This window comes from Bordetella genomosp. 13 (assembly GCF_007679965.1).
Classification (GTDB): Bacteria; Pseudomonadota; Gammaproteobacteria; order Burkholderiales; family Burkholderiaceae_B; genus Bordetella.
This window is the reverse complement of the sequence record NZ_VEHL01000002.1, coordinates 83,258-97,732: the sequence shown is the minus strand read 5'-3', so window position 1 is coordinate 97,732 and position 14,475 is coordinate 83,258. Positions and strand designations below refer to the sequence as shown.

Sequence of the window (14,475 nt, the reverse complement as noted above, 5' to 3'; positions counted from 1 at the left end):
ATATTCCTTTGAAGCGGCCGATGCGGCACCGGCGCTTGCAGGTTGAACGAGGCGCGCTGCGCCCCGGACCGCTACCTGCGACGACATCGATCTGGGCGCGACGCTTTAGCGGATTTTGGCCGGCCGCGCCGAAGCAGGGCCTGCCGTCGCTCCGCAAGTTGTCGGTTAACTCGGCGACTACTGGGCATTTTAGGCGAAAATGACAGTCTCATGCTTGTCGCCACCGCCGCCCGCGCCCCGCGCGCGGCGGTGGGTCATTCTTTTACCCGATTGCCCTTGTCCGCATGCTGCTCTCCCTGGTCCGCCTGATCGCCGCCCTGCCCTTGCCCGTCCTGCATGCCGCGGGCCGCCTGGCCGGACGGCTGATCTACGCCTGGCCCGGCAAATACCGCGCGCGCCTGCGCGCCAACGCCGCGCAGGCCGGTTATCCCGACCCCGCCTTCGCGCGCCGCGCCGCGGGCGAGATCGGCGCCATGATGCTGGAGCTGCCACGCGTCTGGTTCCGCCACGACGCCAGCATGCGGCAGGTCGTGTCGGACGACGACCACGTCGTGCGCGACGCGCTGGCCGAAGGCCGCGGCATCCTGTTCCTGACGCCCCACCTGGGCAGCTTCGACATCGCGGCGCGCCACACCGCGCAGCTGCTGCCGCTGACGGTCATGTTCCGCCCGCCGCGCAAGGCCATCCTGGCCCCCGTGCTGGAGACCGCCCGCAACACGTCCAGCATCAAGGCCGTGCCCGCCACCATGCAGGGCGTGCGCGAGTTCGTGCGCACCCTGCGCCGCGGCGAGGCCGTGGGCCTGCTGCCCGACCAGGCCCCCGGCGTGGGCGACGGCGTGTGGGTGCCCTTCTTCGACCGCCCCGCCTACACCATGACGCTGCCGGGCAAGCTGGCCGCGCAGACCGGCGTGGCGGTGATCCTGTCGGCCGGCGAACGCCTGCCCGGCGGCCGCGGCTGGCGCGTGCACCACATGCGCGTGCCCGAGCCGCTGCCCGCCGACCCCGCCGCGCAGGCCGCGCTGTTCAACAGCGTGATGGAACAGCTGATCCGCCGCTTCCCGCACCAATACCTGTGGGGCTACAACCGCTACAAGACCCCGCGCGGCGCGCCGCCCGCCCCCGACGCAGCGACGCCCGGCGTATCGACGCCCGGCGTGTCGACGCCCGCCGCCTCTGCGCCCGACGCCTCCTGATCCCATGACCGCATTCAAGACCTGGGCGCTGACCGCCCTGTTCCGCTGGTTCGGCCGCATGAGCCCCGCCGGCCGACAGCGCGCCGGCGCGGTGCTGACCTGGACCGCGCTGCGCCTGGCCGGCCGGCGCGCCGGCATCGTGCGCCGCAATCTCCAGCTGTGCTTTCCCGAGCAGCCCGACGCCGTGCGCGAGCAATGGCTGCGCGATCACTTCCGCGCACTGTGCCAGTCCATCGTCGACCGCGGCCTGTTGTGGTACGGCGACCCTGCCGTCATCCGCGACACCGTGGCGCTGGAAGGCGAAGCGCAGATCGCCGACCTGCATGCGCAGGGCCGCTCGGTCATCCTGCTGGCGCCGCACTTCACCTCGCTGGACGCCGCCGCCACGCGGCTGACCATGGTCGTGCCTTCGGGCGCCACCATGTACACCCCGCAGCGCGACCCGGCCATCGACGCCATCGTGCGCCTGGGTCGGGCCCGCTTCAACGAGGTGCACCTGGTCAACCGCAAGGATGGCGTGCGCGACCTGATCCGCCACCTGCGCGAACTGCGTCCGGTGTATTACCTGCCCGACATGGACTTCGGCCGCGCGGGCTCGGTGTTCGCGCCGTTCTTCGGCGTGCCGGCCGCCACGCTGCTGGCCACCGCGCAACTGGCGCGCAAGTGGAATGCGGCCGTGCTGCCCATCGTCGATTTCTGGGACCCCGCCACTGGCAAGTACAAGGTGCGCGTCTTGCCGGCGCTGGCCGATTTCCCTGGTGAGGGCTCGCTTGAGGAGGCCACCGCGCGCCTGAACCGCGAGATCGAATCGTGGGTCCGCGAATGCCCGTCCCAATATTATTGGGTGCATCGGCGCTTCAAGACGCGTCCCGAAGGCGAACCCAAGCTGTACTGACTGGCCGCCAGCCGGCATCCCCCCGGCCGGATTGAGCGATAATCCTGCGATGATCTGGAACTTCACCAAGATGCATGGCGCGGGCAACGACTTCGTCGTGCTCGACGGCGTGCGTCAAACCATAGCCATGACGCCCGAGCGCGCCCGCGCCCTGGCCGACCGCCATTTCGGCGTGGGCGCCGACCAGATCCTGCTGGTCGAGCCCGCCACGCGTCCCGACGCCGATTTCCGCTACCGCATCTTCAACGCCGACGGCAGCGAAGTCGAGCACTGCGGCAACGGCGCGCGCTGCTTCGTGCGCTTCGTGCACGAACAGGGCCTGTCCGACCGCAACCCGCTGCGCGCCGAGATCGCCACCGGCATCATCGTGCTGGACGAGGGCGACGACGCGCAGGTCACGGTCGAGATGGGCACCACCCGCTTCGACGCGCCCGCGCTGCCATTCGACACGGCCGGCCTGGCCTCGCGCCGGCAGCACCACGACACGCTGTGGCAACTCGACCTGGACACGCCGGCCGGCCTGCCGCGCCAGGTGGACCTGTCGCTGGTGGCCATCTCCAACCCCCATGCGGTGCAGGTGGTCGACGACGTCGACACCGCCCCGGTGGGCATCATCGGTCCGCTGGTCGAGTCGCATCCGCGCTTCGCCAGGCGCGTCAACGCGGGCTTCATGCAGGTGGTCGATCCGCACAGCATCCGCCTGCGCGTGTACGAGCGCGGCGCCGGCGAAACCCTGGCCTGCGGCACGGGCGCCTGCGCGGCGGTGGCCGCCGGCATCCGCCGCGGCCTGCTGGCCAGCCCGGTGCGCGTGCAGACCCGCGGCGGCGTGCTCACCGTGGCCTGGGACGGCGCGCAGCTGCGCATGACCGGCCCCGCCGAATCCGTCTTCGCCGGCCAGGTCGACATCGACAAGCTGGTCTTCTCCCTGGCCCTGAACCGCTGACCCGGCACCCATGACCTCATCCACGTTTTCCGCCCAGGACGTCGCCGATTTCCTGCGCGAGCATCCCGACTTCCCCGACCAGCACCCAGAGGTCTTCGCCCTGCTGCGCGTGCCGCATCCGCACGGCACGCAGACCATATCGCTGGGCGAACGGCAGATCCTCACGCTACGCGAACGCGTGCGCGACCTCGAATGGCGCATCAACGAACTGGTGCGCAACGCCACCGCCAACGAATCCATCGGCACGCGCATCACACGCTGGAGCCAGCGGCTGCTGGCCGAGCGCGACGCGCAGCTGCTGCCCGGCGCCATCGCCATGGGCCTGGCCGAACAGTTCGACGTCGACCACATCGCGCTGCGGCTCTGGAACCTGCCCGGCCTGGCGCAGGACAACGGCTATGCCGAGGCCGTCTCCGCCGACGTACGCACGTTCGCCGACAGCCTGAAGACGCCCTACTGCGGCAACGACGCCGAATTCGAGGCTGCCGCATGGCTGCCCGCCAAGCCGCGCTCGCTGGCGCTGGTGGCGCTGCGCCAGTCCGAGGACGCGGCCAGCGTGGGCCTGCTGGTGCTGGGCGCCGACGACCCCGCACGCTTCGACCCCGAGATGGGCACGGCCTTTCTCGAATCCATCGGCCAATTGGCGTCGGCCGCGCTGAACCGCCTGGCCGCGCCCGCCGACTGAATGCCCGACCGCCGGGCGCGCCCATGACGACCGAACCGTCCGCCGCCCTGGCCGATCCCATGCAGGCGTGGCTGCGCCACCTGCAGGCCAACCGCCGCTATGCCGCCCACACGCTGGACGGCTACGCGCGCGACCTGCGCCGCCTGGCCGACTTGGCCCGGCAGGCCAACCAGCCCATCGAACACCTGTCCAACGGCCACATCCGCCAGTTCGTGGCGCGCCTGCATGCCCAGGGCCTCGGTCCGCGCAGCCTGGCGCGCCTGCTGGCCGCGTGGCGCGGCTTCTATCAATGGTGGGCGCCCCAGGCGAACCTGCCCGGCAATCCTGCCGCGGGCGTGCGTGCGCCCAAGGCGCCGCGCGGCCTGCCCAAGGCACTGTCGGTCGAACAGGCCCAGGGCCTGCTCGACCACGCCGCCACCCATCCGTCCAACGATCCGGCGGCGGCGCGCGACACGGCCATGTTCGAACTCTTCTATTCCAGCGGCCTGCGCCTGTCCGAACTCACCGGACTGGACCTGCAGTACACGCGCGATGCCGGCTACGAATCCTCAGGCTGGCTCGACGCCGCCTCGGCCGAAGTCATCGTGCTGGGCAAGGGCGGCAAGCGCCGCTCGGTGCCGGTGGGGCGCGCCGCGCTGGACGCGCTGCGCAAATGGCTGGACGTGCGCGGCCAGCTGGCCGCCGGCGGCACGCCGGACGACGCGGCGGCGCTGTTCGTGGGCGCGCGCGGCAAGCGCATTTCGCCGCGTGTGGTGCAGGCACGCCTGGCCGCGCTGGCGCAGGCCGCCGGACTGCCCGCGCATGTGCATCCCCACGTGCTGCGCCATAGCTTCGCCAGCCACGTGCTGCAATCCGCGCAGGACCTGCGCGCGGTGCAGGAGATGCTGGGCCACGCCAACATTTCCACCACCCAGATCTACACGCGGCTCGATTTCCAGCACCTGGCCCGCGCCTACGACCAGGCGCATCCGCGCGCCGGCCGCAAGTCCTGATCAGTACGTCGCGCGCACGCCCAGCAGCACGCTGCGGCCCGCCAGCGGCGCCGCGCGCGAGATGAACGACGCGTGGTTGTACGCCAGCTTGTCCAGCAGGTTGTTGCCGCGCAGGTAGATCTCGTAGTCCACCGCGCCCAGCCTGGTGCGGTAGGCCAGCGAGGCATTCACCATGTCGTACCCCGGCGTATCCGACTCATACGACGCGATGTCGTCCTGGCGGAACACGTGGTAGTACTCGACCCCACCCGACCACTGCTGCCAGTGCGCATCGGCCCGCGCGCCCAGGCGGGCCGCCGGAATGCGCGGCAGGTTGCCGCCGCCGCTGGTCAGCTTGCCGCGCACGTAGTCGCCGAACACGGCCGCCGACAGCACGTTGGTGAAGCGATGCCGCACCTCGCCCTCGACCCCGACGAACTCGGCGTCGCGCTGCGTGTACTCGATCAGGCGGAAGTCCTCGTAGCGGTCCAACGTGTTGGCATAAATGTAGTTGCGCACCCGGTTGTGGAAGGCGCTCAGGGTGAAGGTGGTGTCGCCCGCATGCTTGCGCAGCGTCAGGTCGATGTTGCGCGAGGTCTCCTTCTTCAGGTCCGCATTGCCCAGCTCATAGGTGTTGGTGGCCAGGTGCACGCCGTCGGCATACAGCTCCTGTGCCGACGGCAGGCGCTGCGAGCGCGACACGGACAGGGCCAGCGAGTACTGCGGCGCGAAGTCCCAGATGGCCGCGGCCGACAGCGAGGTGGCCGACTTGTCGGAGTGGGACAGGTCGCCATCCGGCTTGACGCGCTGCCAGTCCTGGCGGGCGCCGCCCTCGAAGCGCCATTGGCCGATGCGGTACTCCTCCAGCACGAACAGGCCGGTGCTGCGCGTCTTGCTGCGCGGCAGGAAGGCCTCCTCGCCTTCGGCGCGGAAGTCGCTGTACGACGACTGCAGGCCGACCACGCCGTGCAGGCCCATCCACGGCTTGTGCGTCAGCTCCAGGCGCGCATCGTAGCCGCGGTTCTTGAAGCGCGTGCCGACCGTGCCGCCCTCGATCTCGTCGTGCTGGTAATCGGTCAGGCCGCCGCGGAAGCGCACCTTCTCGAAGCCGGCGAACGGATCGAGGTATTCGCCGCGCAGGTCGACGCGGCGGCTGCGCAGCTTGGCGTAGGGCGCGTCTTCATGCGCGTGGTCGTGGTCGTGGTCGTGCCCTTCGTGGCCTTCCTCTTCCTCGCCATGGTAGTGGTCATCATGGCCGCCGCAATGCAGGTGCGTGCCGTGCGGATGGCAGCCTTCGTACTCGTGGCTGTGGCCGGGCAGGCCGTACTTGCTGTCCAGCGCGGTGAAGGCCACGCCGATGTAGCCGCGCGGCCGGATCCAGGACATGCCCACCGAGCCCTGCGACGATTCGCTGTACGAGCCCAGCACCTTGCTGTCCGACCAGTCCGGCACGCGGTAGTCGCTGGTGCGGCGCTTCAGGCCTTCGACCCGCACCGCGAAATCGCCCGCGCCCGCGGTGATGCCGGCCGCGCCGGCGCGTTCCTTGGTGCCGGTGGCGCCGCGCACCTCGACTTCCGCGTCGATGCCCTTGGCCGGCACCTCGGTCGGGATCTTGCGGTCGATCACGTTCACCACGCCGCCGATGGCGCCGCCGCCGTACAGCAGTGTCGACGGGCCGCGCAGCACTTCGATGCGCTCGGACAGCAGGGGCTCGACGGTGACGGCATGGTCGGGCGAGATGCCCGACGCGTCCATCACCTCGCTGCCGTCGGACAGCACCTTCACGCGCGGCGCGGTCTGCCCGCGCACCACCGGACGCCCCGCTCCCGCGCCGAACGTGTCGGCATGGACGCCCGGCAAACCGTCGAGCGTGCCGCCCAGCGTGCCCTGGCGCCGCACCGCCAGCTCGGCCGCATCCAGCACCAGTGCCGGCTGCGCCATGCTGTCCGCGTCCTGCCCCAGCGGATTGGCCGAGACGGTGACCGGCGCCAGCGTAGTGGTGCGCAGGCCGTCCGCGGCCCGGCCGTCCGCGGCCCGACCGTTCGCGGCCCGACCGATCGCGGCCCGACCGATCGCGGCCCGACCGTCCGGTTCGATGACTTCGGACGGGCGGCGGGCAGCTGCGCCACCGGCCGCTTCCGCGCTGTCGACCGTCTGGGCGTCGGCCAGCGGGGCGCTGAGCGCCACGGCCAGCGCCAGACCGAAGCGTTGGGGACTGCGATGCATGGGGATTCCTCTTTCTGTTATGTTGTTTCAGGTCAATTTAAGTAATGATATAACATACTGACTCTGAAACAATGGCCGGAATGTCATCACAGGCCATCGGTGGGCCTTGATCGCGGCAAATCAGGCCGCGGCCAGTTGCCCACCCAACAGCAGCGCCCCCAGGGCAAGCACGGCGAACGCGGCGGCCGCCTCGATGAAATATCGCAGGCGCGCCGCCCATGCGGCCGACAGGGCCGAACCGAATCGCCCGGCCGTATCGCGTGCAAGGACGGCCAGCATCACCAGCGCGGCCACCGTCAGTCCGGTGCCCAGCCCCATCGCCAGGGCCGACGCCATGCCGGCGCCGAAGAAATTCTGCGACAGCGAGAACACCAGCACGATCAGCGCCCCGCTGCAGGGCCGCAAGCCCACGGCAAGCAATGCCGCTAGGGAACGGCGCAGCGTGGGCTTGCCCTCGACGTCGCGAGGATCGGGCACGTGGGCATGGCCGCAGCCGCAGTCGTCGTCGTGGACGTGGACGTGGGCATGATCGTGCGCATGCACGAGGGGCACATGGGCCGGGCCGTGATCGTGGCCACGAACGTCTTCGTGGGCAAGGCCGCGATCGTGGCCGTGGCCGCGATCGTGCATGCGCGCCTGCCCCGGCGCGTGACCATGAGCGTGATCGTGCGCATGGCCGTGCACGCGCCCATCGTGCGCATGGTCCCGCGAGCCTCCGTGCCCCTGCGCATGGCGGAAAGAGTCGGGGGACGCATCATGGCGGCCATGCTCCCCGTGCCCCCACCGCCGTCCCGCCAGCAACGGCCGCACGGCCTTGCGCCACACCAGCCAGCCCCCCAGCGCCACGATCAGCGAAAACGACGCGGTCTCCAGCCACTGCGTGGCGCGGTTCATCGTGGCCGCGGTGACGTTCAGCAGCCAGGCCAGCACCGCCACCGCCGCGATCGCCACCAGCGCCTGGATCAGCGCCGAGATCATCGCCAGCACCGCGCCGTTGCGGGCGGTCTGCCGATTGGCCAGCACGTAGGCCGAGATCACCGCCTTGCCATGCCCCGGCCCCAGCGCGTGGAAGACGCCGTAGGCGAAAGACAGCCCGACCAGCGTCCATCCCGCGCCGCCCTCGGCCTGCCAGGCGCGCAGCGCGCCGGTCAGCTGGCGGTAGAAATGGGATTGCCAAATGGCCACCTGCGCGAACACGCCCGACAGCCATCCCGGCCCGCCCCCGCCCGCGCCGCCCGCCTCCGGCACGCCGAAGGGATGCGCGGCCAGCGCGACCAGCGGCCATGCGGCCAGCCACGCCAGAGCCAGGCCGGCCACCCATGCGCCGGCACGACCGCGGCGGCCTACGGACATGCGACCTCGATGCGATGCGTCAGGCCCTTGGTGATCGCCATCAGCTCTTCGGGCAACCCGTCGGCGTCGGCGGGAATGGCGGCCAATTCCTGCATGGTCTTCCAATCCAGCGGCCTGGGCGGCCGATAGGACGGCCTGCAGCCCGCCGGCGCAGCCTGAAGCGAGACGGCATCGGGCTGGTCGAAGGCGTAGGCCACGAAATACGTGGGGTCGAACACGTCAACCTTCACGCCCTGCGCGCCCGGCGCCGCGGGCTTGGCCAGCGGCAGCACGAAGGACAGCGTCAGCAACCCCTTGGCATCGCGCGTGACGCGGGCATCGCGCGGCTTGCCGAATGCCTGCTTGCGGCCGTCCACCTCGACGGTGGTGAAGTAATGCGATATCGGCGCGCCCAGCGCCTGCATCCAGTCGTCGGCCATGGCCTGCATGGTCTTGGCCGACAGGCTGCCGTCGGGTTCCGTGGGCAGTCCCTGCGCGGCGTAGGCGGCGAACATCTCGTCGAAGCGCCACTGCTGCCGCACGGCCGACATCCGGCCCTGCGCGTCGAATACCACGCTGGCGCGGCCGTCGATCCACATGTGGGGATGCGCCGACACGGCGGGCGCGGCCAGCGCGGCGCACAGGGCGGCAGCCAGGGCGGCCAGGCGGCGGCGCATCATGCCGCCGACCCGCTCCAAGGAACGGCAGGGACGTCCCGCGTCCGCCAGCGCCGAATAGGAAATGAACGAAGCCAGGGCCATGAGCAAGGACGGCGAAGAAAGTATTGGCAGGGAATTTTATGTTATATCATAACAAGTTAGCGGCGTGGCCCGCTTCCCGCCACCCCGGTATTTCTGCTACCGTCCGGCTTTGGCGGCGCCCTCCGCGCCGCACCTTCACGCCACTCATTCAGCCATGTCAGCCCCGTCCGATACCACCCGGCCCGATGCCGTCAGCGACCAGCTCGCGCTGGCCGAGACCCTGTGCGCCGAACGGGGCCGCCGCCTGACGCCCATCCGCCGCAAGGTGCTCGAGCTGCTGCTGCGCCATGGCCGCAGCCTGAAGGCCTACGAACTGCTGGAGGCCATGCGCGCGGTGCATCCCGGCGCCGCCCCACCCACGGTCTACCGCGCCCTCGACTTCCTGATGGAGGAAGGCCTGGTGCACCGGCTGGACGCGGTCAATGCCTGGAGCGCCTGTCACGACGCGGCCGGCGCGCCGCACGACTTGCTGGTGGTATGCACGCGCTGCGGCGCCGTGGCCGAACTGAGCGACCCCGCCATGAGCCGCCAGCTGGCCGAACGCGTGGCGCAGACCGGCTACGCCCTGGCCACGCACGAGACCGAGATCCGCGCCCTGTGCCCCCAATGCCAGAAAGAGGCGGCGGCCGATCACGGCCATCACCACGGCCACGCCCACGCGCACTGAGCGCCGCCTTCCGCCGCGGCGCAGGTGGCGTAATCCCGCTGCGGCCGGTCCAGGCACGGTGCTTGCCGTTACTGCCCGAACGGCTACCGCCGGATGGGTGAGAAGCGGGGAAAACGTCACTCTTGAATTCTCGCACTCCGCCCCCATTTGCCGTGTTCTCCCGGCATCCGGCGCTAAATGTGGCCGGATATTGCCGCAATTTGCCGTCTGGCCTTGCAGGGTCTTCCAGGGGTTTGCCCAGTGCCCCCGACTGTGCTGTAATCCTGCGTCCGGTCGGCGATTAGTCGGTCCCACCACTCGGCGGCACGCCTTTCCCGCGTGCTTCCGACACTAGCTTGCAGCTTCGCCATGAATACCCCGCGCAGTGTGGACAAAATGGTTCCCGTCACCATCCTCACCGGCTTTCTCGGTGCCGGCAAGACGACCCTGCTCAAACGCATCCTCACCGAATACCACGGTCGCCGCATCGCGGTGATCGAGAACGAATTCGGGCCGGAAAGCATCGACAACGACCTGCTCGTGCAAGAGCGCGACGAGGAAATCATCGAGCTGTCCAACGGCTGCGTCTGCTGCACCGTGCGCGGCGACCTGATGCGCACGCTGTCCGACCTGCGCGCCAAGCGCCAGGCCGGCGAACTCACGTTCGAGCGCGTCATCATCGAAACCACCGGCATGGCCAACCCGGGCCCGGTGTGCCAGACGTTCTTCATGGACGACGACATCGCCGAGTACTACCGCCTGGACGCGGTCGTCACGGTGGTCGACGCCAAGCACGGCATGGCCACGCTGGACGAGCAGGACGAGGCCCAGAAGCAGGTCGGTTTCGCCGACCGCATCCTGGTCTCCAAGAAGGACCTGGTCAACGACGTCGACTACGAAGCGCTGCGCGCGCGCCTGGTGAAGATCAACCCGCGCGCGCCGATCACGCCGGTCCATTTCGGCGAAGCCGACCTCAAGTCCATCATCGACATCAGCGGCTTCAACCTGAACTCGATCCTGGACATCGACCCCGACTTCCTGGCCGACGAACACCCCGACGCCGCGCATGACCACGATCACGACCATGAACATGGCGAGGATTGCGATCACGCGCATCACCAGCACCACCATCATCACAGCGACGACATCGGCGCGTTCGTGTTCCGCTCGAACAAACCGTTCGATCCGGCCCGCCTCGAGGAATTCCTGGGCGGCGTGGTGCAGGTCTACGGCCCCGACCTGCTGCGCTACAAGGGCATCCTGTACATGAAGGGCATCAACCGCCGCATGTTGTTCCAGGGTGTGCACATGATGATGGGCGCCGAACCCGGCAAACCCTGGACGTCTTCCGAGAAGCCCAATACCAAGATGGTCTTCATCGGTCGCAAGCTGCCCCAGGAAATCTTCACCCGTGGCCTGGAGCAGTGCCTGGCCGGCTGATCCCGCCCGGGCATGCATTGCGAACACCGCAACGCAAAGTACAAGAACGTAGTGCGAGGATCGCTTAGCGCCGCTACAACAGGTTATACGGTCCAGCCGGTGCAACATCAGCGCCGCGCCCGGACCGCTCATTTGGAGTGTTTTCATGGCTACCAAGGCAGCAACCAAGAAATCAAGCAAGTCGGCGAACGAAACGGCGATTGATCTGCCCAGCGAAGAAGAATTGCTGGCCATGACCGAGGCCGATTACATGAACGACCGCCAATTGGCGTTCTTCAAGGAACGGCTCAAGCAACTCGAGCAAGACATCCTGGCCAACGCCGGCGAAACCACGGAACACTTGCGCGAAACGCAATTCGTCCCCGATCCGGCCGACCGCGCCACCATCGAGGAAGAACACGCGCTGGAACTGCGCACGCGCGACCGCGAACGCAAGCTGCTGAAAAAGGTGCAGCAGGCCATCGCCCGTATCGACAGCGGCGAATACGGCTGGTGCGAAGAAACCGGCGAACCCATCGGCATTCCGCGCCTGCTGGCCCGCCCCACGGCCACCCTGTCGCTGGAAGCCCAGGAACGCCGCGAAATGCGCCAGAAGCTGTACGGCGACTGATCGCCGTATCCGCTGCCCTACGCCCCTGAAAGGCCATGCCGCATCGGCATGGCCTTTTTGCATGGCCTTTTGTTTGGCGGCAGCCTCCATGAGGCGCGGGCGTGACCGTGAGAAAACCGGCACTTGCGACATGTGCGTCGTACTTGCAGCAGGTAGCATCGGGACGCCTCATCTCAAGGAAACGGCATGCCCGCCATGACACCGGTTTATCTCGCCTTCCAGGGAGGCGGCGCACGCGGCATCGCACACGTGGGCGGTCTGGCCGCGGTCGAATCCCTCGGCTTGCCGATCAAGGGCGTGTCAGGCACCTCGGCTGGCGCTCTGGTGGCAGCCTTGGTCGCCGCGGGATACAGCAGCTGCCAGATGCTGAACATCGCAGAAAAGTCGCACCTGTTGCAGCGGATCGCTGGCGGCCGATATCGAAACCCGACCAGATTGTTCACGCGTCGGGGCTAGTGGACGATATCCAGCCTGCGCACGATGGGACATTGCTCATCGATCGCGCTGAATACCTGGCGCCTGCTGCCGCGATGCCTACGCATCTGCGGACGCCTGTTGGCCGCCGTCATCGTGTTGGCCGGCGGTCACTGGGCGCCAAGCACCTCCTTCGCGCTATTGCTGGGCATCATGGGCACCACCGGGCTCGTGATCGCCCGGATCCATTCCGGTCTTGCTCCCCTGGACAGGATACGCAACCTCGTGGATGAGGCCCTGGCGGAGGCGATCGGCACGCCGAACCAGCGCGACATCACATTCAAGCAATTGACGGACCACGGCAAACTGCCGCTCAAATTGGTCGCCACCAACCTGAGCGATCAATCGTTGGCGCTCTTTTGCCATGAAACCACTCCCGGTGTCGCCGTTGCCGATGCGGTAGCGGCTTCCATCTGCCTGCCGTTCATTTTCAGGATCTGGCGCTTTCATTCCATGGCGCACGGCCAGGCTGCCATGCGCAGTTACCTCGACGGCGGCGTGATGTCCAACCTCCCGGTCTGGCCATTCGACGAGGAGCGTTTGCTGGATCCTGGCGCAGCCACCATTGCCTTCGGCCTGGAGCCGCCTGCCGCCCGCGATGCACATTCACGACATTGGCTGCTGGCAGCGATCAACACGGTGGTTGCCGGTCCTCCGGAATTGCACATGAGAGGCGTAAACCGGCTCGTGCACATCCGGCTGCCCAGCGCCTTGCACCTGCTGGACTTCGACGCGGGATTTGCCCGCTTCAGCGAGAACATCGAACTGGCTCGCCAGACAGCCAGTTATCGCCTGGCGCTGGAAATGACGGAGATTCCACGACGGATGCGGGCACTGCTCGAAAAAACCCTGGAGCACGTCGCCGCCCGAATCGCCCCCGCGCCCTTGAACCGCGACTGGGAACTGCGCATCGCGCTGGCCATACAAAAGCCGACGAGCAAGATGACTCTGACCATCGCCTATGAAGTCGGCCATACGGGTCAGCCTTCATCCTTTCACCTGGCGCTGCAATCGGGCGTCGGCCTGGCATGGCAAGAACGCGCGGCAAAAGACACGAACATGGAAATTTTCCGGGACGACGCCGCGTCGAACGACAGACTGTATCCAGACAGCAAATGGATGATCCTGCTGCCTGTCGAAGCCATGACGGATGCCGGCGGCGTGCATGATGAGGTCGACGCCAACCTGGCGGTGGTCGCCATCATCGACTCGCCCATAGAATTGGATAAGGCGTTGATCAGTAACGAAATTCAGCTCAGGATGCTGGCCGACGGCATACATCGATCTGCGTTAAACTTCATCAGCAGGAACGATTTGGGCAATCTGGCCCGGAGGGCATTCTCATGGCTATAAGAATCCATGACAAGCACGGCACCAGGACGGTCGAGACCGGCGATTGGCGCCAGTCGAACCTCGGCTTTGCCGTCTCCGCCCGCCACGTGCCGGAAGGCTTCGTGGGTCCCGAGCAGCCCGCTCGTCGGGTCCAGGAATCACTCGATCTGGAAGCGGCGTTGAATAACTCCGACGCGAGCCGTGAGCAGATCATGGCGAAGATTCGCGACATCCTCGGCAATCCTTCCCGTCGGTTCCGTTAGACCAGGGGCGCCCGGGGTCGCCGAATCCCCGGATACGGCCTCCCGCGAGCTTGCCACGTTCGTCATTGCAGCGCGGATGGCGTTCACCGGCGCAAGCGCTTGAAATCCCCCGCGCCATCCCCACGTACTTCCCTCATAGGAAGGAAAGCGCATGGAACAATTTCACGCTACCACCATCGTCTGTGTCCGCCGCGGCAATCGCGTTGCGCTGGGCGGTGACGGACAGGTCACGCTGGGCAACATCGTCATCAAGGGCACGGCGCGCAAGATCCGCCGGCTGTATCACGACAGGATCCTGGCGGGTTTCGCCGGTGCCACCGCCGACGCATTCACGCTGCAGGAACGCTTCGAGGCCAAGCTCGAGAAGCACCAGGGTCACCTGATGCGCGCCGCCGTCGAACTCACGCGCGACTGGCGTACCGACCGCGTGCTGCGCCGCCTCGAAGCCATGCTGATCGTGGCCGATGCCGACCACACGCTGGTGCTGACCGGCAACGGCGACGTGCTCGAACCCGAGCACGGCCTGGCCGCCATCGGCTCGGGCGGCGCGTATGCGCAGTCCGCCGCGCTGGCGCTGCTGCGCAACACCGAGCTGTCGCCCGAGGACATCGTCAAGCAATCGCTGGAAATCGCCGGCGACCTCTGCATCTACACCAACCAGAACCACGTGATCGAAAAGCTGGGCGAATAAGCCCCGGCCGCCC

At 68.1% G+C, this 14,475-nt stretch carries 15 protein-coding genes; 12 read left to right on the top strand and 3 right to left on the bottom strand.

Annotation, left to right across the window (positions count from 1 at the left end):
- The first annotated feature begins 284 nt into the window (after nt 1-284).
- The 5 genes from FS845_RS06310 to xerC are packed head-to-tail and all read left to right on the top strand — an operon-like array spanning nt 285 to nt 4,708.
- A complete protein-coding gene (locus FS845_RS06310; protein WP_144631526.1) occupies nt 285-1,193 on the top strand; it encodes a lysophospholipid acyltransferase family protein in 909 nt (302 codons plus the stop codon).
- Nucleotides 1,194-1,197: 4 nt separating this feature from the next.
- Nucleotides 1,198-2,088 (top strand): lysophospholipid acyltransferase family protein, encoded by an 891-nt coding sequence (locus FS845_RS06305; RefSeq protein ID WP_144631524.1) that lies wholly within the window; start codon nt 1,198-1,200, stop codon nt 2,086-2,088.
- Between the two features lie 31 nt (nt 2,089-2,119).
- Nucleotides 2,120-3,031 carry a diaminopimelate epimerase gene (dapF, locus tag FS845_RS06300; RefSeq protein ID WP_144631522.1) on the top strand — a complete coding sequence of 304 codons (912 nt, stop codon included), beginning with the start codon at nt 2,120-2,122 and terminating at the stop codon, nt 3,029-3,031.
- A 10-nt stretch (nt 3,032-3,041) separates the two neighbouring features.
- On the top strand, nt 3,042-3,716 hold the full coding sequence (locus FS845_RS06295; protein ID WP_144631519.1) for a DUF484 family protein: 675 nt from the start codon (nt 3,042-3,044) through the stop codon (nt 3,714-3,716).
- A 23-nt stretch (nt 3,717-3,739) separates the two neighbouring features.
- Entirely contained in the window at nt 3,740-4,708 is a 969-nt protein-coding gene (xerC, locus tag FS845_RS06290; protein WP_144631517.1) for a tyrosine recombinase XerC, read from the top strand.
- Here the strand turns inward: xerC and FS845_RS06285 are convergent, their stop codons facing one another.
- The 3 genes from FS845_RS06285 to FS845_RS06275 form a co-directional block, all read right to left on the bottom strand.
- A complete protein-coding gene (locus FS845_RS06285; RefSeq protein ID WP_144631515.1) occupies nt 4,709-6,913 on the bottom strand; it encodes a TonB-dependent receptor domain-containing protein in 2,205 nt (734 codons plus the stop codon).
- A 120-nt stretch (nt 6,914-7,033) separates the two neighbouring features.
- Nucleotides 7,034-8,266 (bottom strand): nickel/cobalt transporter, encoded by a 1,233-nt coding sequence (locus FS845_RS06280; RefSeq protein WP_144631513.1) that lies wholly within the window; start codon nt 8,264-8,266, stop codon nt 7,034-7,036.
- Complete coding sequence (locus FS845_RS06275; RefSeq protein ID WP_260986217.1) at nt 8,257-8,844, bottom strand: DUF1007 family protein; 588 nt, start codon at nt 8,842-8,844, stop codon at nt 8,257-8,259. The genes FS845_RS06280 and FS845_RS06275 overlap by 10 nt, the downstream gene beginning before the upstream one ends.
- Nucleotides 8,845-9,160: 316 nt before the next feature.
- On the opposite strand from FS845_RS06275, the gene FS845_RS06270 reads away from it, so the two are divergent.
- The 7 genes from FS845_RS06270 to hslV all read left to right on the top strand — a co-directional run bounded on the left by FS845_RS06270 (nt 9,161) and on the right by hslV (nt 14,462).
- Nucleotides 9,161-9,673, top strand: coding sequence for a Fur family transcriptional regulator (locus FS845_RS06270; protein WP_144631508.1), 513 nt, complete (start codon nt 9,161-9,163; stop codon nt 9,671-9,673).
- Nucleotides 9,674-10,021: 348 nt separating this feature from the next.
- A complete protein-coding gene (locus tag FS845_RS06265) occupies nt 10,022-11,092 on the top strand; it encodes a CobW family GTP-binding protein (RefSeq protein WP_144631506.1) in 1,071 nt (356 codons plus the stop codon).
- Nucleotides 11,093-11,237: 145 nt separating this feature from the next.
- Complete coding sequence (dksA, locus tag FS845_RS06260; RefSeq protein ID WP_086080601.1) at nt 11,238-11,702, top strand: RNA polymerase-binding protein DksA; 465 nt, start codon at nt 11,238-11,240, stop codon at nt 11,700-11,702.
- Nucleotides 11,703-11,888: 186 nt separating this feature from the next.
- Nucleotides 11,889-12,158 carry a patatin-like phospholipase family protein gene (locus FS845_RS06255; protein WP_144631504.1) on the top strand — a complete coding sequence of 90 codons (270 nt, stop codon included), beginning with the start codon at nt 11,889-11,891 and terminating at the stop codon, nt 12,156-12,158.
- 99 nt (nt 12,159-12,257) lie between these two features.
- A complete protein-coding gene (locus tag FS845_RS06250) occupies nt 12,258-13,529 on the top strand; it encodes a patatin-like phospholipase family protein (RefSeq protein WP_186332183.1) in 1,272 nt (423 codons plus the stop codon).
- The gene (locus tag FS845_RS06245; RefSeq protein ID WP_144631500.1) at nt 13,520-13,771 is read left to right on the top strand and encodes a hypothetical protein; all 252 of its coding nucleotides are present in this window, start codon (nt 13,520-13,522) and stop codon (nt 13,769-13,771) included. The genes FS845_RS06250 and FS845_RS06245 overlap by 10 nt, the downstream gene beginning before the upstream one ends.
- 151 nt (nt 13,772-13,922) lie before the next feature.
- Complete coding sequence (gene hslV / locus FS845_RS06240; RefSeq protein WP_144631498.1) at nt 13,923-14,462, top strand: ATP-dependent protease subunit HslV; 540 nt, start codon at nt 13,923-13,925, stop codon at nt 14,460-14,462.
- Nucleotides 14,463-14,475: the final 13 nt, after the last annotated feature.

What these genes read in the sequence shown, in the direction of transcription:
- FS845_RS06310 (WP_144631526.1), top strand. Translation starts at nt 285, where the DNA reads ATGCTGCTCTCCCTGGTCCGCCTGATCGCCGCCCTGCCCTTGCCCGTC.
- FS845_RS06305 (WP_144631524.1), top strand. Translation starts at nt 1,198, where the DNA reads ATGACCGCATTCAAGACCTGGGCGCTGACCGCCCTGTTCCGCTGGTTC.
- FS845_RS06295 (WP_144631519.1), top strand. Translation starts at nt 3,042, where the DNA reads ATGACCTCATCCACGTTTTCCGCCCAGGACGTCGCCGATTTCCTGCGC.
- xerC (WP_144631517.1), top strand. Translation starts at nt 3,740, where the DNA reads ATGACGACCGAACCGTCCGCCGCCCTGGCCGATCCCATGCAGGCGTGG.
- FS845_RS06285 (WP_144631515.1), bottom strand. Translation starts at nt 6,913, where the DNA reads ATGCATCGCAGTCCCCAACGCTTCGGTCTGGCGCTGGCCGTGGCGCTC.
- FS845_RS06280 (WP_144631513.1), bottom strand. Translation starts at nt 8,266, where the DNA reads ATGTCCGTAGGCCGCCGCGGTCGTGCCGGCGCATGGGTGGCCGGCCTG.
- FS845_RS06275 (WP_260986217.1), bottom strand. Translation starts at nt 8,844, where the DNA reads ATGTGGATCGACGGCCGCGCCAGCGTGGTATTCGACGCGCAGGGCCGG.
- FS845_RS06270 (WP_144631508.1), top strand. Translation starts at nt 9,161, where the DNA reads ATGTCAGCCCCGTCCGATACCACCCGGCCCGATGCCGTCAGCGACCAG.
- FS845_RS06265 (WP_144631506.1), top strand. Translation starts at nt 10,022, where the DNA reads ATGAATACCCCGCGCAGTGTGGACAAAATGGTTCCCGTCACCATCCTC.
- dksA (WP_086080601.1), top strand. Translation starts at nt 11,238, where the DNA reads ATGGCTACCAAGGCAGCAACCAAGAAATCAAGCAAGTCGGCGAACGAA.
- FS845_RS06255 (WP_144631504.1), top strand. Translation starts at nt 11,889, where the DNA reads ATGCCCGCCATGACACCGGTTTATCTCGCCTTCCAGGGAGGCGGCGCA.
- FS845_RS06245 (WP_144631500.1), top strand. Translation starts at nt 13,520, where the DNA reads ATGGCTATAAGAATCCATGACAAGCACGGCACCAGGACGGTCGAGACC.
- hslV (WP_144631498.1), top strand. Translation starts at nt 13,923, where the DNA reads ATGGAACAATTTCACGCTACCACCATCGTCTGTGTCCGCCGCGGCAAT.